Raw genomic sequence first — 18,350 nt, 5'->3', positions numbered from 1 at the left:
ATTAACAATGGAATCAACAAAAGAAAAATCGTTTTCCCGTAGGCAGTTTCTGGCTTCGGCGTCCGTATTGGTGGGTACGGTGGTTGCGGCCCCTGCCTTTGGCATGCCAGCCTATATCCCCAACCTACGCAAACCGAATTCCGTATTCAAAGGGGTGCAGGTAGGCGTAATCACGTATTCGTTCCGCAGCATGCCAAGCGGTACCGAAGAGTTGCTCCGGTACTGCGTGGAGGCGAATGTGAGCGCCGTTGAACTGATGGGGCCGGCGGCCGAGGCATTTGCGGGAGCACCGGACGCCCCTGCGAGGACCGGCGATGACGAGGCCGATAAAGTCGCGCGAGCCGCACATTCCCAAGCATTGGCCGAATGGCGGGCGAACGTGCCCATGACCCGTTTCGAGCAGCTCCGTAAAATGTACAAGAAAGCCGGCGTGCGCATCTACGGTTATAAACCCAGTGCCCTGGGGCCAAATAATACGGATGCGGAGATCGACTACGCTTTCCGTGCCGCAAAGGCGTTGGGAGCCAACCAGGCGAATGTGGAGTTTCCGAAGGATCCGACACATACACAGCGACTGGGCACCATCGCAGCACGGAACAAGGTGTATGTAGGCTATCACGGGCATACGCAGCAGACATTTGATATGTGGGACGGTGCTATTGCACAATCGCCTTATAATGCGATGAACTTCGATATGGGGCACTACGTGGCGGCGGGCTTCGACGCTATCCAGTTTATCAAAGCCAAGCATGAGCACATCGTGAGCATGCACACAAAAGACCGGAAATCAAAGGCTAACGGTGGCGCAAACCTACCTTGGGGCGAAGGCGATACCCCAATTGTGGAAGCGCTGCAGTTGATGTCCGAGCGTAAGTATAAGTTTCCGGCAACGATTGAACTGGAGTATCCTGTACCTGAAGGCTCGGATGCTGTCAAAGAAGTCGCTAAATGTGTGGAATTTGCACGTAAAGCGCTCGGAGCGTAATCGATGGCTTGTCCGCTACATATCTGCCTCCATCCCTGCTATTTTACTGAATGGAAAAAGGTAATGCTTAACGAGCGCCGACTGGGTTTAGGAATAAGTAACGAATAAAATAAAAAAATGAACCCGCGGGACATATTGAAATTCCTGTTGTTCGCCGTAGTACTGTTGAGCGGAATCAGTCGTGCAAACCACCGCCGCAACGAGGTGGATAAACGGCCTAATATTATTTTCCTCCTTACCGACGACCATCGCTGGGATGCGCTTGGAAGCCTGGGCAACCCGGTTATCCGAACGCCCAATCTCGACGAACTGGCTCAGCGGGGGTACTTATTCCGCAACGCGTACGTCACCACATCGATCTGCGCGGTAAGTCGGGCAAGTATCCTTACCGGTCAGCATATGGCTAAGCACAGCATTGATGATTTTGGTACGGATTTTTCGCCGGAAGCATTTAAGATGACTTATCCAATGGTATTAAAACGTAATGGGTATCGTGTGGGGTTTATCGGGAAATTTGGAGTGGGCGAAAATCCGCCGGCGGAACAGTTCGATTTCTGGTCGTGCACGGAAAAAGGACAGCCACCCTACATCTTTTACGATGAAAATGGAAAACCGGTACACCATACGGACAGCATTGGCCGTGATATTGTCAAATTTTTGGTTTCGCAAGATACGTCTACGCAACCTTTTTGTCTTTCGGTGAGTTTTAAAGCACCGCATGAATTGGACGGGCGGCCTCCGGAATATGTGGTGCAGGAGGAGTTTGCCAACTGGTATAATAACACGACGGTTCCGGTACCTGAGTCGGCAAAACCTGCATACTGGGACAGCCTGCCTCCATTTTTCAAAGCACCCGAAAGTATTGCACGATACCGGTGGCAAACTTTTTTTTCAAGCCCTGAAACCTATCAGGAATCGGTAAAAGATTACTACCGTCTGATTTCGGGCGTAGATGCGGAAGTGGGGAAACTGATGATGCATTTAAAAAACCACGGGCTTGACGATAATACCATTATCATCTTTATGGGTGACAATGGGTTTTACCTGGGCGAGCATGGATTGGAAGGTAAATGGTTCGCTCACGAAGAGTCCATTCGTGTGCCGCTGATCATCTATGACCCTCGGAAGTCCGCAGTAGACCCCGGCCGTGTCATTGACCAAATTGCACTTAATATCGATATCGCACCGACCATCCTTTCATTGGCAGGCGTCGGCCAAGATAACACGCCAATAGACATGCAGGGTATAGACCTTACTGAAACCATTAACCATGGGATACCTACTCGGGAACGGTTTTATTATGAGCACCGTTTTTATGGCTCACCTCACATTCCCGTGTCTGAGGCTGTTGTTTCGTTGGATTATAAATATATATGGTATCCCGAACATCAATATGAGGAATTCTTCGATCTGACCGAAAATCGTTGGGAGGTTCACAATCAGGCAACAAACGACGCTTACGCGGATTTAATCGCAGCATTCCAACGTTCTTTTGCCGATTTGAAAGCACAAGCTCGTGAATAGGGGTATTCGGCGGCTTTGCTTTCTTCGCCCAATCCGCTACCTTTGCTAAACTAACTACATCAATTGGATAACTACGCGGAGTATACGGATGAGGATTTGGTACCACTACTTAAAGAGGGGCATCAGGGAGCCTTTAGCTGTATTTACGAGCGTTATTGGCATGCGCTATACCAAACTGCCTACCGGCGCTTAGCCAACCGGGAGCAGTGCAGTGATGTTGTACAGGATGTATTCATTGACTTATGGGAGCATCGGGGAAATAAATCGATTCAACGGCTGGAGCCCTACCTACATACGGCCGTACGCTATAAAATATACACGTTGCTTGCCAAAGGTAAAGCTCTGCCTGCGTTTGTAGAGCCTTTTGAACAAATGCTGGTTTCACCATTTACGGCCGATGGGCCTTTCGGTGAACAGGAAACGCGACGCCTTTTGACGGCGTGGCTGGAAACACTTCCCCGTAAACGACGCCGGATTTTTGAAATGCATTACTTCGAAGGGCGAAACACCAAGGAAATTGCAGAGGAGCTTCAAGTGTCGCAAAAGACCGTTCAGAACCAGCTTAATACCGCAAGCAATAGCCTTCGGGCACTGCTAATAAAGACCGTGATTATGGGTCTGGTATTCTTGAATTAAAAAAGTTGAATTTTTTTTGGGAGTTTCCCGGGATTTCTAGACAATATCCGTAAAGACCATTTTAAACGGATACAATACGTATGGAAAATACATTCCATAAACTAGCGAAGAAAATCCTGCGTGGTTCTGCTACTGATGCGGAACGGCACTTCATGGACACGTACTATGATGCGTTTGACAACATCGAGGGCCGTGAAGAGGTGTTGACCTCGGAGGAACAAACAACCCTTCGTAATCGAATTGACAAAGGAATACAAATACACATACAGCGGAAAAACACCATCCGTTTCCGGAAATGGCTTCCCTATGCAGCTGCGGCTATTATTTTAGCGGTAGTGGGCACGTGGGCATTCTTTCTGGACAATAGGGAGAAGTTACCTACTGACCCAATACTCGCGGCCGAAGAAATCCTTCCCGGCGGCCATCGTGCTACACTTAGCCTCGCTGATGGGCGGGTGATTGATTTGAGCGAAACACAAACCGGCATTGTCATAGCGGAAGACAATATTACTTACAACAGTGGGGATACATTGTTACTTAAACCTTCCGAAACACTTATGCTTACCACACCCAAAGGGGGCATCTATCAAATTACACTTTCAGATGGAACAAATGTTTGGTTAAATGCGGCTTCTACATTGACATACCCCAGCCGGTTTGACGACGCAGAACGGGTGGTTAGGGTTTCCGGTGAGGCCTATTTTGCTGTGGTGAAAGATAAAAGTAGGCCTTTTAAGGTAAATAGCAGCGGTCAAACGGTTGAGGTACTCGGCACGGAGTTCAATATTTCGGCTTATCCAGCCGAAAACGAAACCAAAACCACGTTGGTAGAAGGGAAGGTAAAGATTTCAAACCTCGAATCTCAAATCTCAAATCTATTAAAGCCAGGAGAGCAAGCGGTCATTTCCGGCTCAACGATGAACATAGCTCAGGTAGACGTAGTACCTTACACGGCGTGGAAGGATGGCTTTTTCTATTTTGACAATGTGCCACCCCGGGTGGCTATCGAACAGGTAGCCCGTTGGTATGATCTCGAAGTATCGTACGAAGGGAATATGCCGGCAACTTTCGTTTTCGGCATGGTTGACCGGGCCAAGCCTTTAAGCGCAGTTTTAAATTCGTTTGCTAAAAGCGGGCTTAATTTTGAGATCAGACAGAATGGCTCGAAGAAACAACTGCTGGTTAGCGAAAATAAGTAGCAGCAATGTGGAATGAAAATTAACTAAATGTGATACCAGTTTAAAATCCATAGGAGGTGGTTGCTATGCAGACATAACGATAAAACAGCATCATGGAATATCCGCAAAAAAACGGATGATACCAACAGCATCACCCGTTCTTGTTGCCTGGATTGATTAGCGGCCTTCGTTTGGACACCGGGCCGAAACCAAATTATTAACCATTCAAACACGACAAATATATGGTTTTTACACGATGTGTAAGGGGCTTTTCTTGGCCTTTCAGTTACCGATTATTACTGATTATGAAATTAGCGATTTTCTTGACCTTGGGTTTAGCGTTCAACGCCCTCGCAGAGGCTAACGCACAAAAGATTACGCTTAACGTAAAAAACACCCCTCTCGGAGAGGTGATGCGGGAATTTCAGAAACAACAAGGATATTCATTTTTATTCCATGGCAAACATCTCCCAGATATCCGTATTGATGCGCAGCTGAGGCAGGTGGAGTTTGCGGATGCGATGGATATGATTCTGACCGATCGAGGATTGGATTGGTCGTTGGAAGATGGGATTGTGACGATAACAAAACGACGTTCATCGCCTGTCGCAAATAAACCCATTACCATGCCTCAACAGCGTACAATCATAGGTAATGTGTCAGATAACCACGGAAATCCGCTGGAAGGAGTAACCATATCCGTTAAGGGAACCCCTGTAGCGGTTACTTCTGATGCGTATGGGGGTTATCGTATTAGTATTCCTGAAAGCGGGCGCATCTTAGTGTTTTCGATCGTTGGTTTTAGTCCTGTTGAGCGGTCAGTAGGCGATCTATCTACCATTGATGTGTTGATGGAAGCTACGGTTAGTGATCTGGACGAAGTCGTGGTTGTTGGTTACGGCGTACAACGGAGAGAAACTGTCACAGGTTCGGTTTCTACAGTCAAAGGGGATGAATTAAGTATTGCTCCGGTAGCCAGTACATCCACTACGCTCGCTGGTCGCTTACCAGGCTTGATTTCTTTCCAACAACAGGGACTTCCGGGTGCAGATGGTGCAAATATACAGATACGTGGATTTGGGAGTGCCCTGGTAATTGTTGACGGGGTTGAAGCCGATTTCAATTCGCTAGATCCAAACAGCATAGAGAGTATTTCCATCCTCAAGGATGCTTCCGCGTCGATTTATGGATCAAGGGCTGGAAATGGCGTAATATTGGTGACTACAAAACGTGGCAATCAGGGAGCACCTGTTTTCTCACTCAATTCTACTTACACCCTACAGGGGGTTACGCGGATGCTGAAGCCTGCTAGCTCGGGCCAATATGCCGAACTTCGTTCGGAAGCCTGGCTTAATTCCGGCCAACCACCAAGCCAAGTCCCGTTTACAACGGAACAAATTGAAAGCTACTATCGAGGTGATGACCCGCTATATCCCAATACAGATTGGTATAACGTGTTGATTCGGAACTTTGCTCCGCAACACCATCATAACATTGCGGTTCGCGGTGGGACGGACCGGGTAAGGTATTATGGCTTTTTGGGATACCTCGATCAGGAAACCATGTGGAAGAAAAATGGCGGGGGTTATTCGCGCTATAATTTCCAGTCCAATGTAGACGCGAAAATCCAGGATAACTTTACCATCCAATTGGATGTTACCAGTACGATGAATTTTAAGCGATATGCCTCCCGCCCCCAAAATGCTGGAGAAGCCGCTTGGGAGGATTACTGGAATACGTTACCAATCTATCCGGCGTCCCTGCCCGATCCGGCAAAAATTCCTTTTGCCGCCGGCGGGGGTACAGGGGGAGCACATGTAACGACCAACAGAGATATTTACGGATACAATGACACCGACGAACAGAATCTGAGGGGTTCTTTGACACTAAATTATGTATTTAAAGGGGTGCGGGGGTTAAGCGCAAAGGCATTTGCTAACTATGCACATACATATGGCTCTACCAAGAACTTTGTGAGACCGGTCAAATTTTATACCTATGATCCGGGTAGCGATATTTATACATTGGCTGGTGCGTTGGGAGAAAAGGCTTCATTAAGTACCAGTAAAAATCAGAATAGGACGATTACTGGACAATTCTCGTTGAACTATAACCGTAAATTTGACGATAGGCATGACGTGTCTGCATTGCTGTTATATGAAGTTATCGATTACTACAGCGACTACCTAATCGGTTCGCGTTTCGATTTTCTTACGCCTGCCATTGATCAGCTTTTTGCCGGTAGCACTGATGCCATGTCTAACGATGGTTCTGCTAGCGAGATGGGGCGCAAAGGCGTGATAGGAAGGGTCAATTATAGCTACAAGGATACTTATCTGATTGAAACAACATTACGTGCAGATGCCTCTGCTAAGTTTCCAGCAGCAAGCCGGTGGGGTTATTTCCCCAGTGTTTCCTTGGGATGGCGGGTTGATAAGGAGGCATTTTTAGCTGGAATGCGGGCTATAGACGAGTTGAAATTGCGGGGTAGTTATGGAACCTCGGGTAATGATGGTGTGGGTAATTTCCAATATCTTTCCGGTTACCGATATGGTCAGACGTACGTTCTTGGTAGCGGAGCCCAACAGGGGTTAAGGTCAAGAGGACTGGCTAACCCGACGCTTACGTGGGAAGAACTGACGATTTCCAATGTAGGGATTGACTTTTCATTATGGCAGCGACAGCTGTACGGGTCTGTGGAGGGTTTTTACCGAAACCGCGAAGGTATACCGGCAACCCGCTTGACCTCTCTGCCCTCCACATTTGGAGCTAGCATGCCTCCTGAAAACCTCAACAGCCAGAACAGCAGAGGTTTTGAATTGGAATTAGGGAATACGGGCGCCCGCGGAGATTTCAGTTGGGATATATCCGGCAATGTTTCGTGGGCGAGGTCAAAATGGGGACACTATGAAGAGCCCGAGTACACCGACGAAGTGCAATTAGCACTCTTCAAAGTGTCCGGCCAATGGGTAGACCGTCAAATCGGATATGTATCTGACGGACTATTTACCCAATATTCGCAGATCGATGAACTCCCTTTCGATCAGGACAATTCGGATAATTCAACATTGAGACCCGGAGATATCCGTTACAAAGACCTGAATGGTGACGGCAAATTAGATTACAAGGATCAGGCTGATATCGGTAAAGGTAGCATGCCGAAATGGATGGTAGGCTTGAGAAGCACGTTGAAGTACAAAAATCTGGATGCCTATTTCTTGTTTCAAGGCGCTATGGGTTACCATAGCTTTGTGAAGCTAGATGGCGTTGGGTTATTGGTTCCGGCCGCTTTATACGATATGCGCTGGACACCTGAGAACAACGACCCTAATGCGCTCGTACCCCGGATTGGGGGAGCTGCATCCAACTATCTTTTTTCAGATTATTATCTGAAAGAGGCGGGATATCTGAGATTGAAGGTGCTTTCTGTAGGGTATACGTTGCCAGAAGCATGGTTAAATACAGCTGGTCTTACCAACCTTCGCGTTTATTTCGCAGGCACCAATCTGCTGACATTTGACCGATTGAAAGCTTACGGTATAGACCCCGAAATGCCATCTGGCCATGGCACTGCTTATTATCCCCAGCAGCGTACACTCAGTTTCGGGTTATCAGCATCTTTTTAACTATATAGGATATTGAATCATGAAAAAATATTTATTAACATGTTTGGCAATCGCGTATACACTGTTCGGTTGTCAGAAAGGTGTACTTGACAAGGTTCCATTGAACGTTATATCGGATGCGCAGGTATGGGGCGATCAAGTGCTTATCGATGCATACTTAACGGAGGCATATGCCCGAACGTACATTTTCCTCAACGAAACCGGAGGAAACGAATGGGATACCGGTGCAGGCTGGGCAGCACCATTCGCCATAAACCACATCAGCGATGAGGGACGAACCAACTGGACATCGGTGGCCGGGCCGTTGGGTTATTATTTTAAAATGGGCGGACTTACTGTCAATGGCGGGCTATTGGAATGGTGGGAGGAATCTTACCAAGTTATTCGGATAACCAATGAATTTATCGAAAAAATGGCTACCGCATCTGTAGACGAAACCTTTCGTAAGCAGCGTGTGGCAGAAGCTAGGTTTATCAGGGCATTCAATTACTTTGCCATGGTGAAGCGATATGGGGGCGTACCTTTGATTACTAAAGCCCAACGACTAGACGATCCGCATGAGGAGTTGTATCCGAGGCGGGAAAGCGAAAAGGCAATTTATGATTTCATATTGAGCGAAATGGACGCTATTGTGACTGATCTGCCTAGTCAGGCAACTGGCGATCATTACGGACGGCCTTCCATGTATGCTGCACTGGCGTTGAAAAGTAGGGCAGCCCTGTATGCGGCAAGTATTTCGGAATACGGACAGGTACAGCTCGATGGACTGCTGGGTATACCGAAGGAAATGGCGCAAGGTTATTTCCAGCAGGCATACGAAGCAGCAAACAAAATTATTACCGATAACAAATTTTCTCTTTACGATGAAGATGTGGATAAAGTGACCAACTTCCGTAATCTGTTTCTCAAAAAGAATAATTCCGAGGTAATATTCGTGCGCCCACACACATTTACCGATCGTGACCGGGGAGGCAACGGCTGGTCCTATGACTTTTTCCAGACACCGGCACCAAATGCGTGGGGGGCTGGAAACGTCGATGCTCCCTACCTGGAGATGGCAGAGGAATTTGAAAAAATCGACGGCACGCAGGGAACACTCGACCGGACGGCTATACAACAAGGACTGTGGACAGCCGAAGCACTCTGGCAGGATCGAGAACCTCGTTTTTTTGCTACGATTTATACGTTAAATACGGCATGGAAAGGAACCCGATTGGATTGGCACAACGGTTTGATCACGCCGGATGGGACGCTACTTGCGGATGGATCTTACGAGGGTGTGCTGGCCAAGGGTAATCAACAGGTAGATGGTAGTTTTGGCACCGGATTCGGTGTGATGAAATACTTGGATGAAAGTAAAAATAACCTCGGTGAGCGGGGCACATCAGGTACCGACTGGATTATTTTCCGGTATGGGGAAGTACTGCTTAATTTTGCGGAAGCGGCTTATGCATTGGGTAATAGCGAGGCCGCTAGACTGACGATTAACGAGATCAGGCAACGTGCAGGGGTGGCTCAACATACTTCCATAGACCTAGCGAAGATCAAGCATGAGCGGAAGGTCGAACTTGCATACGAAGGACACCGATATTGGGATCTCAGGCGATGGCGAACAGCGGTGACTGATTTGACAAGGGGGTTTTCGGGCTTACGTTATATCTTGGATTATAATACAAGAAAATACCGTATAGAGGTCATTAGTGACATTGATGGCTCAGTTTCGCCGCCAAGATTCAGACCAGAGAATTATTACTTCCCGATTACACCCGGCCGAATCGGACAGAATGAGAGCTTAATCCCTAACCCCGGTTATTAACGTTTAAAGACATGAATACGAGAACCTATTTTCATTTGCTTATCACCTGTTCATGCATGTTGTTTGCCTTATCGCAGGGTTGCAAGGAAAAGCCGATCATTGAACCGTTGGCTGAAAGACCGGTGCCGGAAGAGCCGGACCCGGAGGAACCAGCGAATCCCGAACCCGGTCCAGGGTGGGATGGAAGCTATTTTTATACAGTAGGTATACCCGACAACGTTGCAACTGCTGCACAGGTGCTAGCCACGGGGGCCGACTTTATCGATGCCCCGTTAAGCAGTTGGGTAAAAGACGGTACACGGTATTGGATGCATTCGGATGCCTGGGGCGAATACCATCAGAAAACCAGCGGACCAACGGATAACCCGTTGGCCACACCGGTGTTTAATAAAAATCGATCCGAACTCTTTGTTAACAACGATGACATCAATGGCAAACCGTGGATCATGAGCTTGTGCCACGATTCGTTCGGCGGACTAATCGCTTTTCTGCACATGGAATTTGTGAGTGCTGGTGGTAGTGGCAACAAAGGGCGAATATCACTTGCCTATTCGACAGATAACGGTGATACATTCCGATACTTGGGCGAAATCATTTCCCCCTATGATGATCCGGATCTTGAGGGCGGATTTCTTCAAGGCGCACCTTATTTCGTGAAAGATGATTACTTTTATTGTTACTACAACGAACACGGGACCACCAATGTGGCCAGGGCACCGGTTGCTGACGTCATTACCGCTGCGAGGGCTGGTAACACCAGTCCGTGGATGAAGTATTATAACGGAGAGTTCTCCGAAGCAGGCTTGGGTGGCAACCGGTCGCCGATTGTGGCCACGCATGGTGGTAATGTACCAGGTATTTGCCATACCAATGCGGCATACAGCACGTATGATGGAATGTTTTATCTTGTGATGACGTCGATGAATTGGTTTGGTGAGGAAACCTACGTCAGGTTGTGGCAGTCTGCAGACGGTATCACCTGGCGGCTGTACAAGGTGCTCGCTAACGAAGCGACAACTGCTTATCCGGAGAATTCAGGATGGCAGTACGCCACCATTGTTGATGAAGAAGGCGAAGAAAATGCCACCGTTGGCCAGCGGTTTTTTGTGTACTGTGGTAACAAGACTTCAGACCCAGCCAATATGTCTATAAGGAGATGGACGATCGACCTCTCCGATGGACCAATCGGTTATTGGGATCTCAACAACTCGGCTTTTGATTGGTCTGGTCCCAACCGGGGTATAACACACAACGGCGCCACTTTTGCAAGTGGGCGACAAAACGACGGCTTGAAGCTTGATGGCGTAGACGACTACTTGGAAATCAGCAATGTTGAAGGTTCGCTTACCGGTATGGACGAGTTGACGGTTTCCTTTTGGATAAACATGGAGGAGATCCCCACCGATAGGGACATTTTTCTTCTTGGCGTCGAATCCGTTTTCCAGTTTGTTGTCCACGGCGAGCACGAGGGCAGGGGGCATTTCGTAGTAAACACTACAAATGGTGGATGGTATGCAGCTGGAAGTTCTGTTTTTTGGTGGGATAAGCAGTTGAGCCCGGCTACTTGGCATCATCTCGTTGGTAGCTATGACGGCACGCGTGTTCGAATCTATGTCGATGGAGAGTTGACGGGGATTGGCGACACAGATATTAGTGGCTCAGTTGCGCCTTCCCTCAACCCTATGCGTGTAGGATATCGTATTGCACCGGCCGAAGGTGACCCTTACGTGAAAGGAATGGTAGACGAGATACGCATATACAATAAAGCATTGGATGCAGATCGAATCGGCGAGCTCTACGCATTTGAATCGCGCTAAAAGAATAATAGATGAATAGCAACAACAAGTACTATACACGGAAAGAAATGCTCAGGCAGCTCGCTTTATTGGCTGCCGGGACTGCACTATATCGGACGTCATACGCTAAATTGCCACCGGCGAACCACCGGCTTACCGTTAGTGGTAAGCCGGTGCCTTTGCAAGCATGCAGGGTGTCGGCTGTTCCCTTCAACCAAGTTTGGCCAGGCTACCAGCGCCCACTTGATCAGACAGAATTGGCCACATTTGCTACTTGGGACATGGAGACTGAAGCAACGGTGAGTTTAACTTCTGCTGTCCCTATACACAAGGTAGTCGTCCGGCCCCTCGCTGCGGGGATTAATCCCGAGATTAAAGGCCGGAAAATCCGATTTACAGTGCCACACCCAATGGATTTGGTTGTAGAAATAAACGGCTACCATCATGCCATACATTTATTTGCGCAACCGCCGGTCACAATACCTCTTGCACAACGCAAAGCATGTACCTATTACTTCGGGCCCGGTGTACATGAAATCGGGAAAAAGGAGCTGAGTAGTGGTGATTCTGTATATCTCGAACGGGGGGCTATGGTCCATGGTTGTTTCCATGCCATCAACGCCCATGGGGTCTCCATCTCCGGTCGTGGAATCATCGACGTAAGCAAGCTGGAACGTGGTAAAGGCGTAGGAGCTATCCGGTTGGAGGGGTGTTCAGATTGCAAGGTGAGTGGGGTCATTCTACGGGATCCCGACACCTGGTGTCTCAGCTTGTTCGGCTGTTCGGATATTCATATCGATGGTGTAAAACTGATCGGCTTGTGGCGCTACAATGCTGATGGTATTGATGTTTGCAACAGCCAGCGGGTCGTGGTTTCCAACTGCTTTGTCCGATCATTTGACGATGGACTGGTAGTGAAAGGAAAGAAGGGTGCCTATCAGCATCTTTCCGTAGATGATGTGCGTTTTGAAAACTGTGTTGTTTGGTGTGACTGGGGAAAGGCTTTTGAAATCGGAGCGGAGACCGTAGCCCCCGCCATAGAAAAGATTCGGTTTCACAACTGCGATATCATACGTACGTCCTATGCAGCGATGGATATCCTGCATGGTGATGGCGCTGCTATCCGCGATATCCGGTTTGAAAACATCCGTATAGAAATGGATGAGGTGCATTACCAGCCGAAACTCCAGACCCAACCCCAGGAAGTGTATGCCGATGAAGGCAAAGGGAGCTATGTTCCGTATCTGCTAGAGGCCCGCATTACTAAAACGGACTATTCACAGGAAGAACGATTCGGGACATTAGACGGGTTAACCGTAGCTGATATTTCGATTAGCCGGCAACCCGGTGCGGATATGCCGGCTTCGGTGTTTCAAGGGGCAAATGACCATGCTATGATACGTGATGTACAAATCCACCGTTGGAAATTCAATGGCGAGCCACTGAATACGCTGGTGGCGGCTCGAATCACAACCAACCCTTTTATTGAATCCATGCAAATGATTTAAATTTAGTAGATGATGAAGAAAACTATTTATTTAGTTGCCCTAGGTATGAGTAGTGTAATAATGTCTTGCTCCGGCACGCTCCATGAACAGGAGCGGCCGTATACGGTGGCGGCATATTATTTTCCCAACTATCATGTCGATGCTCGCAACGAAAAGATACATGGGGCAGGATGGACCGAATGGGAGCTCGTGAAGAATGCCAAACCGAGGTTTGAAAGCCATCGGCAGCCCATAGAACCGCTTTGGGGATATACGGATGAAGCTGATCCGGTTGCTATGGCACAGAAAATCGACGCTGCACATACGCATGGAATAGATGCCTTTATTTTTGACTGGTATTACTACGATGACGGTCAGTTTTTGGAGCGGGCATTGGAAGAAGGTTTTATGATGGCGAAAAACAATGATCTGCTAAAATTTGCACTCATGTGGGCCAACCATGATTGGGAAGATATTCACCCTTTCGACTCGCGGGAGGACCGCGAGATGCTTTATCCAGGTAAAATCACGAAAGAAACTTGGGATAAGATGACGGACTTTATCATTGAAAAATACTTTTCGCACCCGTCTTACTGGCAGATTAATGGTGCACCTTATTTTTCGATTTATGATTTGACCCGCTTTATTGAGATTTTTGGCAGTGTGGCCGATACCCGGAAAGGCATTGATGCATTTCGGGAAAAGGCACGAAAAGCAGGTTTTCACGACATCAACATGAATGCGGTAGTATGGGGACGTACCGTATTGCCCAGTGAAGAGGTGGTCAGCAATCCTGCCGCTTTGGTAGAAGAATTGGGCTTTAATTCGTTTACATCCTACGTGTGGATACATCACGTGGGGCTCAATCAATTTCCAGCTACATCTTACGACTCCGTCAGTACGGAATACTTCAAATATGCTGAGGAGGCTGTGAAAGAGTATAAAATACCCTATTACCCAAATATGACAATGGGTTGGGACGCATCGCCGAGAACTCACCAAGCTACCGCTTTTGAGAATCTAGGTTACCCTTATATGCCGGTCATGGTCGGGAATACACCGGAGGCATTCAAAAAATCGCTGGTAACCATGAAAAAATTTGCAGATCAACGTTTAGCGGGCGATAAGATTATAACGGTGAATTGCTGGAACGAATGGACCGAAGGGAGTTACCTAGAGCCAGATAAGGTAAATGGCATGGCCTATTTAGAGGCCATCCGGGATGTCTTCGGAAAAATAAATCAATAATGTCGTAAAGGCTAATATTACTGTGAAGAAGAAGATACCTGTAATCCAATACGAATAAAAATCCGATATTTATTGCCAACAAGTTGTAAGCGATGAATGTGCCGCCCATTGATGAAATGTATCGGATTGCCAGGCAATATTCCCGTCGACCGGAAGAAGTGGATGATTTGGTACAAGACCTGCTTCTCGAGGCCGTGATAACCGGCAAAGATTTTTTGGATGCACATTTCATGGCGTGGGGAAGAGGCTTTCTCCGGAACCGCGCGGCATTTATCGCCCGTACTGAAGCCCGTAGGAGGAAGAGGGAAGAACGAATTCATGAGCGGGGTACTTCGCCGCTCACTCATCCGCTCGTTCCATGCGTTGGCGAATCTGCGCCGATACGATACCCGCGTAACAATCGGCAGCCATGATCCCGACGGACATTTATTTACCATTCGTTCTTTTTATGCTCACAAAACGGCGCGCCACGGCAACAACTCCGACGAAAAGGAGGATAGTCCTCCTACGATAGGTATATTTTAATCATATTTCAACATGGGAGTAAATTTGAAAAAGGGAATCGCCGTACTGTTCAATGTAAGCGACATTAACCGTACGGAGCGCTTCTACCGCGACGTTCTAGGCATCGAAATCGAACGCCAGCCGGGCGGCGATGAGGGCGATTGGTTGTTGGGAAAGCTAGGCACGGGTATCGAATTGCTGTTTTTTGAAGGGGAAGTGGAAATCGGGAAATCGCCGATTGTAGTCTTCGAGCTCGCGGAAGGATACATGAAATCCGTATTGGAAAAGCTGGCTGGACAAGGGGTGGAAATCGTGACGCCGGTAACCGAAGCTCCGGGTGGTTGGAGTTCGGAATTTATCGATCCGGATGGTCATCCGCTCGCATTTTTCCAGTCCGGTGAATTGCCGCTTAGTTGACCGATGACCAAAACGGACACCGCAGTTATCGTTTTGCTAGCGGTGTCTGTTATTACTTTTCAATCGTTGTCTAAAGGCAGGTGACAACACAACTATTTCAGGTCGGGGAAAAGCGGAAATACCGCACTCTCCTGATGGGCTTCCTCCATCATTTGCCTCAGTCGCATCGCAATCGCTGGATGCTCAACGGCTACGTCGGTTGTTTCTGCGGGATCTACCTGTAGATTATATAGGGCTACCGGTGCATCGGGTGTCTCTTTGGCGTTAAGCCGTACGCCTTTCCATTTGCCCATACGGACCGCCTGCCTTCCGCCGCCCTCGTGAAACTCCCAGTAAAGGTAGGTGTGCTGAGGTTGGTGGCCCTGTCCGAGGAGGGTAGGTAAGAATGAAATGCCATCACTGTAACGGGGGCTGGGCGCACCTGTAAGTTCAACAAACGTAGGCATGATATCCCAAAACGCCCCGATATGATCAGAGACGCTCCCCGCGGCAATGTAGTTTGGCCAGCATACGATGAGTGGCGTACGGATACCGCCTTCATAGAGGTCACGTTTCAACCCCCGGAGTCCTCCCGAGCTGTTGAAAAAGGCTGGGTCAGCCCCACCTTCTTTATGGGCACCATTGTCACTGCTGAATAGTACGATCGTGTTATCAGCCAGTCCCAATTCGTCGAGCTTGGCCATCACCTGCCCTACGTATGCATCCAAACGGCTCACCATGGCGGCGAATGTTGCCCGGGGTTTGGCTATGGAGGCATAGCCGGCTATCGTGGCTTCCGGCCCGTAGTCATTGCCCCGGTGGGGTATCTCTTCAAAAGCGTATTCGTATTGTTTATAGTGTTCGTCTGCCGGCCCCTGTAATTCTGCATGAGGCAGTACCGTGGGGATGAATAGGAAGAATGAGGTGTCTTTTTTCTCTTCGATGAAAGCCAGTGCTTTTTGTTGGATAATGGCAGGAGCGTAATGCGCTTTTTGCGACAGGTCATTGCCAGCCAATATTACTTTTTCACTGTTGTGCCACAGGTGGGTAGGGTAATATCGATGCGATTGGCGCTGACAATTGTACCCGAAAAATTCGTCAAAGCCTTTGCGGTTGGGCTCGCCGCTGGTGCCCACCATGCCGAGTCCCCACTTTCCGAAGGCTCCCGTAACGTAACCCGCCCGCTGCAGCAGTTGGGCAAACGTCTGTACGGAGTCGGCCAAGGGCTCTTGCCCCTCGGGCTGTATTTCCTTATTGCCGCGAATGTAGGTGTGTCCGGTATGCTGGCCGGTGAGGAGTGCTGATCGCGAAGGTGCGCACACGGTGGTGCCCGCGTAAAACTGGGTGAAACGCATCCCTTCGGCCGCGAGTTGATCGATATGTGGCGTGGTGATATGTTGCTGGCCGTATACGCCGAGGTCCCCATAGCCGAGGTCGTCGGCTAGAATGAACACAATGTTGGGACGTTTTTGGGCATATGGTACCAGTGGTAATAAGCCTAGCAATAGCAAAAATAGGGTGTTACGGGTCATTATAGTGCGGCTCCTTTCATTGCATGATAACAGGTTAGCAATTGTTTTTTATTCTGTTCTGCCGTGTAATGCCGCTGGTATTCTTCCCGTGCTTGGCGGCCGATCTGGGCTTTGTATTCATCATCCGTACGTAACCATTCGGTAACTCTTCTGCGTAATGCTGCTGCGTCGTTGGGGGCGAACCGCCACCCGGTTATCCCTTCGTTTACGAGGCTTTGCATGGCGCCGAGATCGCTGGCAATGACAGGGGTGCCGGCTGCGAATGCTTCAATCAACGTCATGGGCAATCCTTCATACCAAATGGAGGGAAATAGCAACGCGGAGCATTCGGCGAGTTGTTGGCTGATAGCCGAGCGGCCGAGGCTACCAAGATAGGTGATGTTCGGTGATATCCGGGTTGTTTCTATTACCCGGTCTTTCAGTGGACCATCACCTGCAATCCGCAATGAGTAATCTGTGCCTGAAAAAGCCTTCAGCAATACGTCTATGCCCTTTTCTTGGGTGAGACGGCCAACAAACAAAAAATGTTGTCCGCGTGGGATAATCATGGTATCCAAGCCGTCTGCCACAAAATTCGGCTTGATCACGAATTTTTCAGCGGCTATCCCAAACGAGGAATTGACGAACAGTTGTTTAGCGAAATCCGTCAAGGTAATGTATCGGTCCACCATGCGCCATGTACCTATTCTTCGATGGAGCCAGTTGGTTACGGCAAGCCAACCGGTTTTTATTACCGATTGGTTATGCACTCCCTTTCGCACCGCTTCCCATGGGAAACCGGCTTGGAGGCTGGCGTTGAACACTTTGCTACGGTAGAATAACGTTGCAGAAGGGCATAGCAACCGATAATTGTGCAGTGTGATGATTACCGGCACTTCCATGCGCTTAGCTGTGCGTATGGCGATGGGGCCAATGGCGTAATGCAGGTTATGGATGTGTACAACATCCGGCTGGTGGCGTTTTATAGCTTGTTTCACACGTTTTGCGGCCCATATATTCCATGGGGACCATAGGGTCTGCCAAGCACCTCGCCAACCTTTTTCGTTTTGAAACGTTAGCGAAAAAACCGCTTCGGTCGTGCCGAGCAACGCTTTCTCCTGCTCGAAAACCACATCCTCGCCGCCGGGATGTTGATAGAAATTATGGATCACAAGTATGCGCATGGATGCGGTGTGAATGGCAAAGCTACGAAATGTATTTACAAAAAAAATCCTATCTTTAGGGCACCATCAGCTAGTTATCAAACAGAACCGGTACCTATGGAAAGAAAATGCAAGGACTGCGGTGAGCCACTAGTGGGGCGTGCCGACAAGAAATTTTGTGACGACGCTTGCCGCGCCAACTACAACAACCGGCGTAACAGCGGAGAAAGCGGCTACCTTCGTAAGGTAAATAACATCCTTAAACGGAACCGAAAGATATTGGAGACGCTTAGCCCCGAAGGCGGCGGGAAAGTGAAATGGCAAACATTATTGACCGAGGGGTTCAATTTCAATTACATCACCGATATGAACGAAACAGCCGAAGGTGCGCAGTACCGATTTTGCTATGAATATGGATACTTGCTTTTGGATGATGACCATGTGTTGCTGGTACGTAGGAAGGATTGATTCCGCTTCATC

Annotated in this window: 14 protein-coding genes; 12 read left to right on the top strand and 2 right to left on the bottom strand. The window is 48.6% G+C overall.

Features of this window, described 5'->3' with window-relative positions; genetic code table 11:
* The first annotated feature begins 7 nt into the window (after positions 1-7).
* The 11 genes from VNQ80_RS04600 to VNQ80_RS04550 all read left to right on the top strand — a co-directional run bounded on the left by VNQ80_RS04600 (position 8) and on the right by VNQ80_RS04550 (position 15,217).
* A complete protein-coding gene (locus VNQ80_RS04600; protein ID WP_325636280.1) occupies positions 8-985 on the top strand; it encodes a sugar phosphate isomerase/epimerase in 978 nt (325 codons plus the stop codon).
* A 117-nt stretch (positions 986-1,102) separates the two neighbouring features.
* Positions 1,103-2,509: a sulfatase gene (locus tag VNQ80_RS04595; protein ID WP_325636279.1), complete on the top strand. Its 1,407-nt coding sequence runs from the start codon at positions 1,103-1,105 to the stop codon at positions 2,507-2,509.
* A gap of 63 nt (positions 2,510-2,572) precedes the next feature.
* Positions 2,573-3,145: an RNA polymerase sigma factor gene (locus tag VNQ80_RS04590; protein WP_325636278.1), complete on the top strand. Its 573-nt coding sequence runs from the start codon at positions 2,573-2,575 to the stop codon at positions 3,143-3,145.
* Positions 3,146-3,225: 80 nt separating this feature from the next.
* Entirely contained in the window at positions 3,226-4,344 is a 1,119-nt protein-coding gene (locus VNQ80_RS04585; RefSeq protein ID WP_325636277.1) for a FecR family protein, read from the top strand.
* A gap of 284 nt (positions 4,345-4,628) precedes the next feature.
* The gene (locus tag VNQ80_RS04580) at positions 4,629-7,949 is read left to right on the top strand and encodes a SusC/RagA family TonB-linked outer membrane protein (protein WP_325636276.1); all 3,321 of its coding nucleotides are present in this window, start codon (positions 4,629-4,631) and stop codon (positions 7,947-7,949) included.
* 19 nt (positions 7,950-7,968) lie between these two features.
* Entirely contained in the window at positions 7,969-9,765 is a 1,797-nt protein-coding gene (locus VNQ80_RS04575) for a RagB/SusD family nutrient uptake outer membrane protein (protein WP_325636275.1), read from the top strand.
* A gap of 11 nt (positions 9,766-9,776) precedes the next feature.
* Entirely contained in the window at positions 9,777-11,582 is a 1,806-nt protein-coding gene (locus tag VNQ80_RS04570; RefSeq protein ID WP_325636274.1) for a LamG domain-containing protein, read from the top strand.
* Positions 11,583-11,593: 11 nt separating this feature from the next.
* Entirely contained in the window at positions 11,594-13,069 is a 1,476-nt protein-coding gene (locus tag VNQ80_RS04565) for a glycosyl hydrolase family 28 protein (RefSeq protein WP_325636273.1), read from the top strand.
* A gap of 45 nt (positions 13,070-13,114) precedes the next feature.
* Positions 13,115-14,296 carry a glycoside hydrolase family 99-like domain-containing protein gene (locus tag VNQ80_RS04560; protein WP_325636272.1) on the top strand — a complete coding sequence of 394 codons (1,182 nt, stop codon included), beginning with the start codon at positions 13,115-13,117 and terminating at the stop codon, positions 14,294-14,296.
* Between the two features lie 219 nt (positions 14,297-14,515).
* Positions 14,516-14,821 carry a hypothetical protein gene (locus VNQ80_RS04555; protein WP_325636271.1) on the top strand — a complete coding sequence of 102 codons (306 nt, stop codon included), beginning with the start codon at positions 14,516-14,518 and terminating at the stop codon, positions 14,819-14,821.
* A 12-nt stretch (positions 14,822-14,833) separates the two neighbouring features.
* Positions 14,834-15,217 (top strand): VOC family protein, encoded by a 384-nt coding sequence (locus VNQ80_RS04550; protein WP_325636270.1) that lies wholly within the window; start codon positions 14,834-14,836, stop codon positions 15,215-15,217.
* 92 nt (positions 15,218-15,309) lie between these two features.
* Here the strand turns inward: VNQ80_RS04550 and VNQ80_RS04545 are convergent, their stop codons facing one another.
* Positions 15,310-16,728: an arylsulfatase gene (locus tag VNQ80_RS04545; RefSeq protein WP_325636269.1), complete on the bottom strand. Its 1,419-nt coding sequence runs from the start codon at positions 16,726-16,728 to the stop codon at positions 15,310-15,312.
* Positions 16,728-17,891 carry a glycosyltransferase family 4 protein gene (locus tag VNQ80_RS04540; RefSeq protein WP_325636268.1) on the bottom strand — a complete coding sequence of 388 codons (1,164 nt, stop codon included), beginning with the start codon at positions 17,889-17,891 and terminating at the stop codon, positions 16,728-16,730. The genes VNQ80_RS04545 and VNQ80_RS04540 overlap by 1 nt, the downstream gene beginning before the upstream one ends.
* A 96-nt stretch (positions 17,892-17,987) precedes the next feature.
* On the opposite strand from VNQ80_RS04540, the gene VNQ80_RS04535 reads away from it, so the two are divergent.
* Positions 17,988-18,338 carry a hypothetical protein gene (locus tag VNQ80_RS04535; RefSeq protein ID WP_325636267.1) on the top strand — a complete coding sequence of 117 codons (351 nt, stop codon included), beginning with the start codon at positions 17,988-17,990 and terminating at the stop codon, positions 18,336-18,338.
* Positions 18,339-18,350: the final 12 nt, after the last annotated feature.

This window comes from Parapedobacter sp. (assembly GCF_035556095.1).
GTDB lineage: Bacteria > Bacteroidota > Bacteroidia > Sphingobacteriales > Sphingobacteriaceae > Parapedobacter.
Note: the sequence above shows the minus strand (reverse complement) of the source record. Positions and strands in the feature narration are given on the sequence as shown.

Bases quoted from the DNA above. Each gene is read 5' to 3' on its own strand.
- VNQ80_RS04575 (WP_325636275.1), top strand. From the start codon at position 7,969: ATGAAAAAATATTTATTAACATGTTTGGCAATCGCGTATACACTGTTC.
- VNQ80_RS04565 (WP_325636273.1), top strand. From the start codon at position 11,594: ATGAATAGCAACAACAAGTACTATACACGGAAAGAAATGCTCAGGCAG.
- VNQ80_RS04580 (WP_325636276.1), top strand. From the start codon at position 4,629: ATGAAATTAGCGATTTTCTTGACCTTGGGTTTAGCGTTCAACGCCCTC.
- VNQ80_RS04535 (WP_325636267.1), top strand. From the start codon at position 17,988: ATGGAAAGAAAATGCAAGGACTGCGGTGAGCCACTAGTGGGGCGTGCC.
- VNQ80_RS04545 (WP_325636269.1), bottom strand. From the start codon at position 16,728: ATGACCCGTAACACCCTATTTTTGCTATTGCTAGGCTTATTACCACTG.
- VNQ80_RS04555 (WP_325636271.1), top strand. From the start codon at position 14,516: ATGCACATTTCATGGCGTGGGGAAGAGGCTTTCTCCGGAACCGCGCGG.
- VNQ80_RS04595 (WP_325636279.1), top strand. From the start codon at position 1,103: ATGAACCCGCGGGACATATTGAAATTCCTGTTGTTCGCCGTAGTACTG.
- VNQ80_RS04570 (WP_325636274.1), top strand. From the start codon at position 9,777: ATGAATACGAGAACCTATTTTCATTTGCTTATCACCTGTTCATGCATG.
- VNQ80_RS04540 (WP_325636268.1), bottom strand. From the start codon at position 17,891: ATGCGCATACTTGTGATCCATAATTTCTATCAACATCCCGGCGGCGAG.
- VNQ80_RS04600 (WP_325636280.1), top strand. From the start codon at position 8: ATGGAATCAACAAAAGAAAAATCGTTTTCCCGTAGGCAGTTTCTGGCT.
- VNQ80_RS04560 (WP_325636272.1), top strand. From the start codon at position 13,115: ATGAGTAGTGTAATAATGTCTTGCTCCGGCACGCTCCATGAACAGGAG.
- VNQ80_RS04585 (WP_325636277.1), top strand. From the start codon at position 3,226: ATGGAAAATACATTCCATAAACTAGCGAAGAAAATCCTGCGTGGTTCT.
- VNQ80_RS04550 (WP_325636270.1), top strand. From the start codon at position 14,834: ATGGGAGTAAATTTGAAAAAGGGAATCGCCGTACTGTTCAATGTAAGC.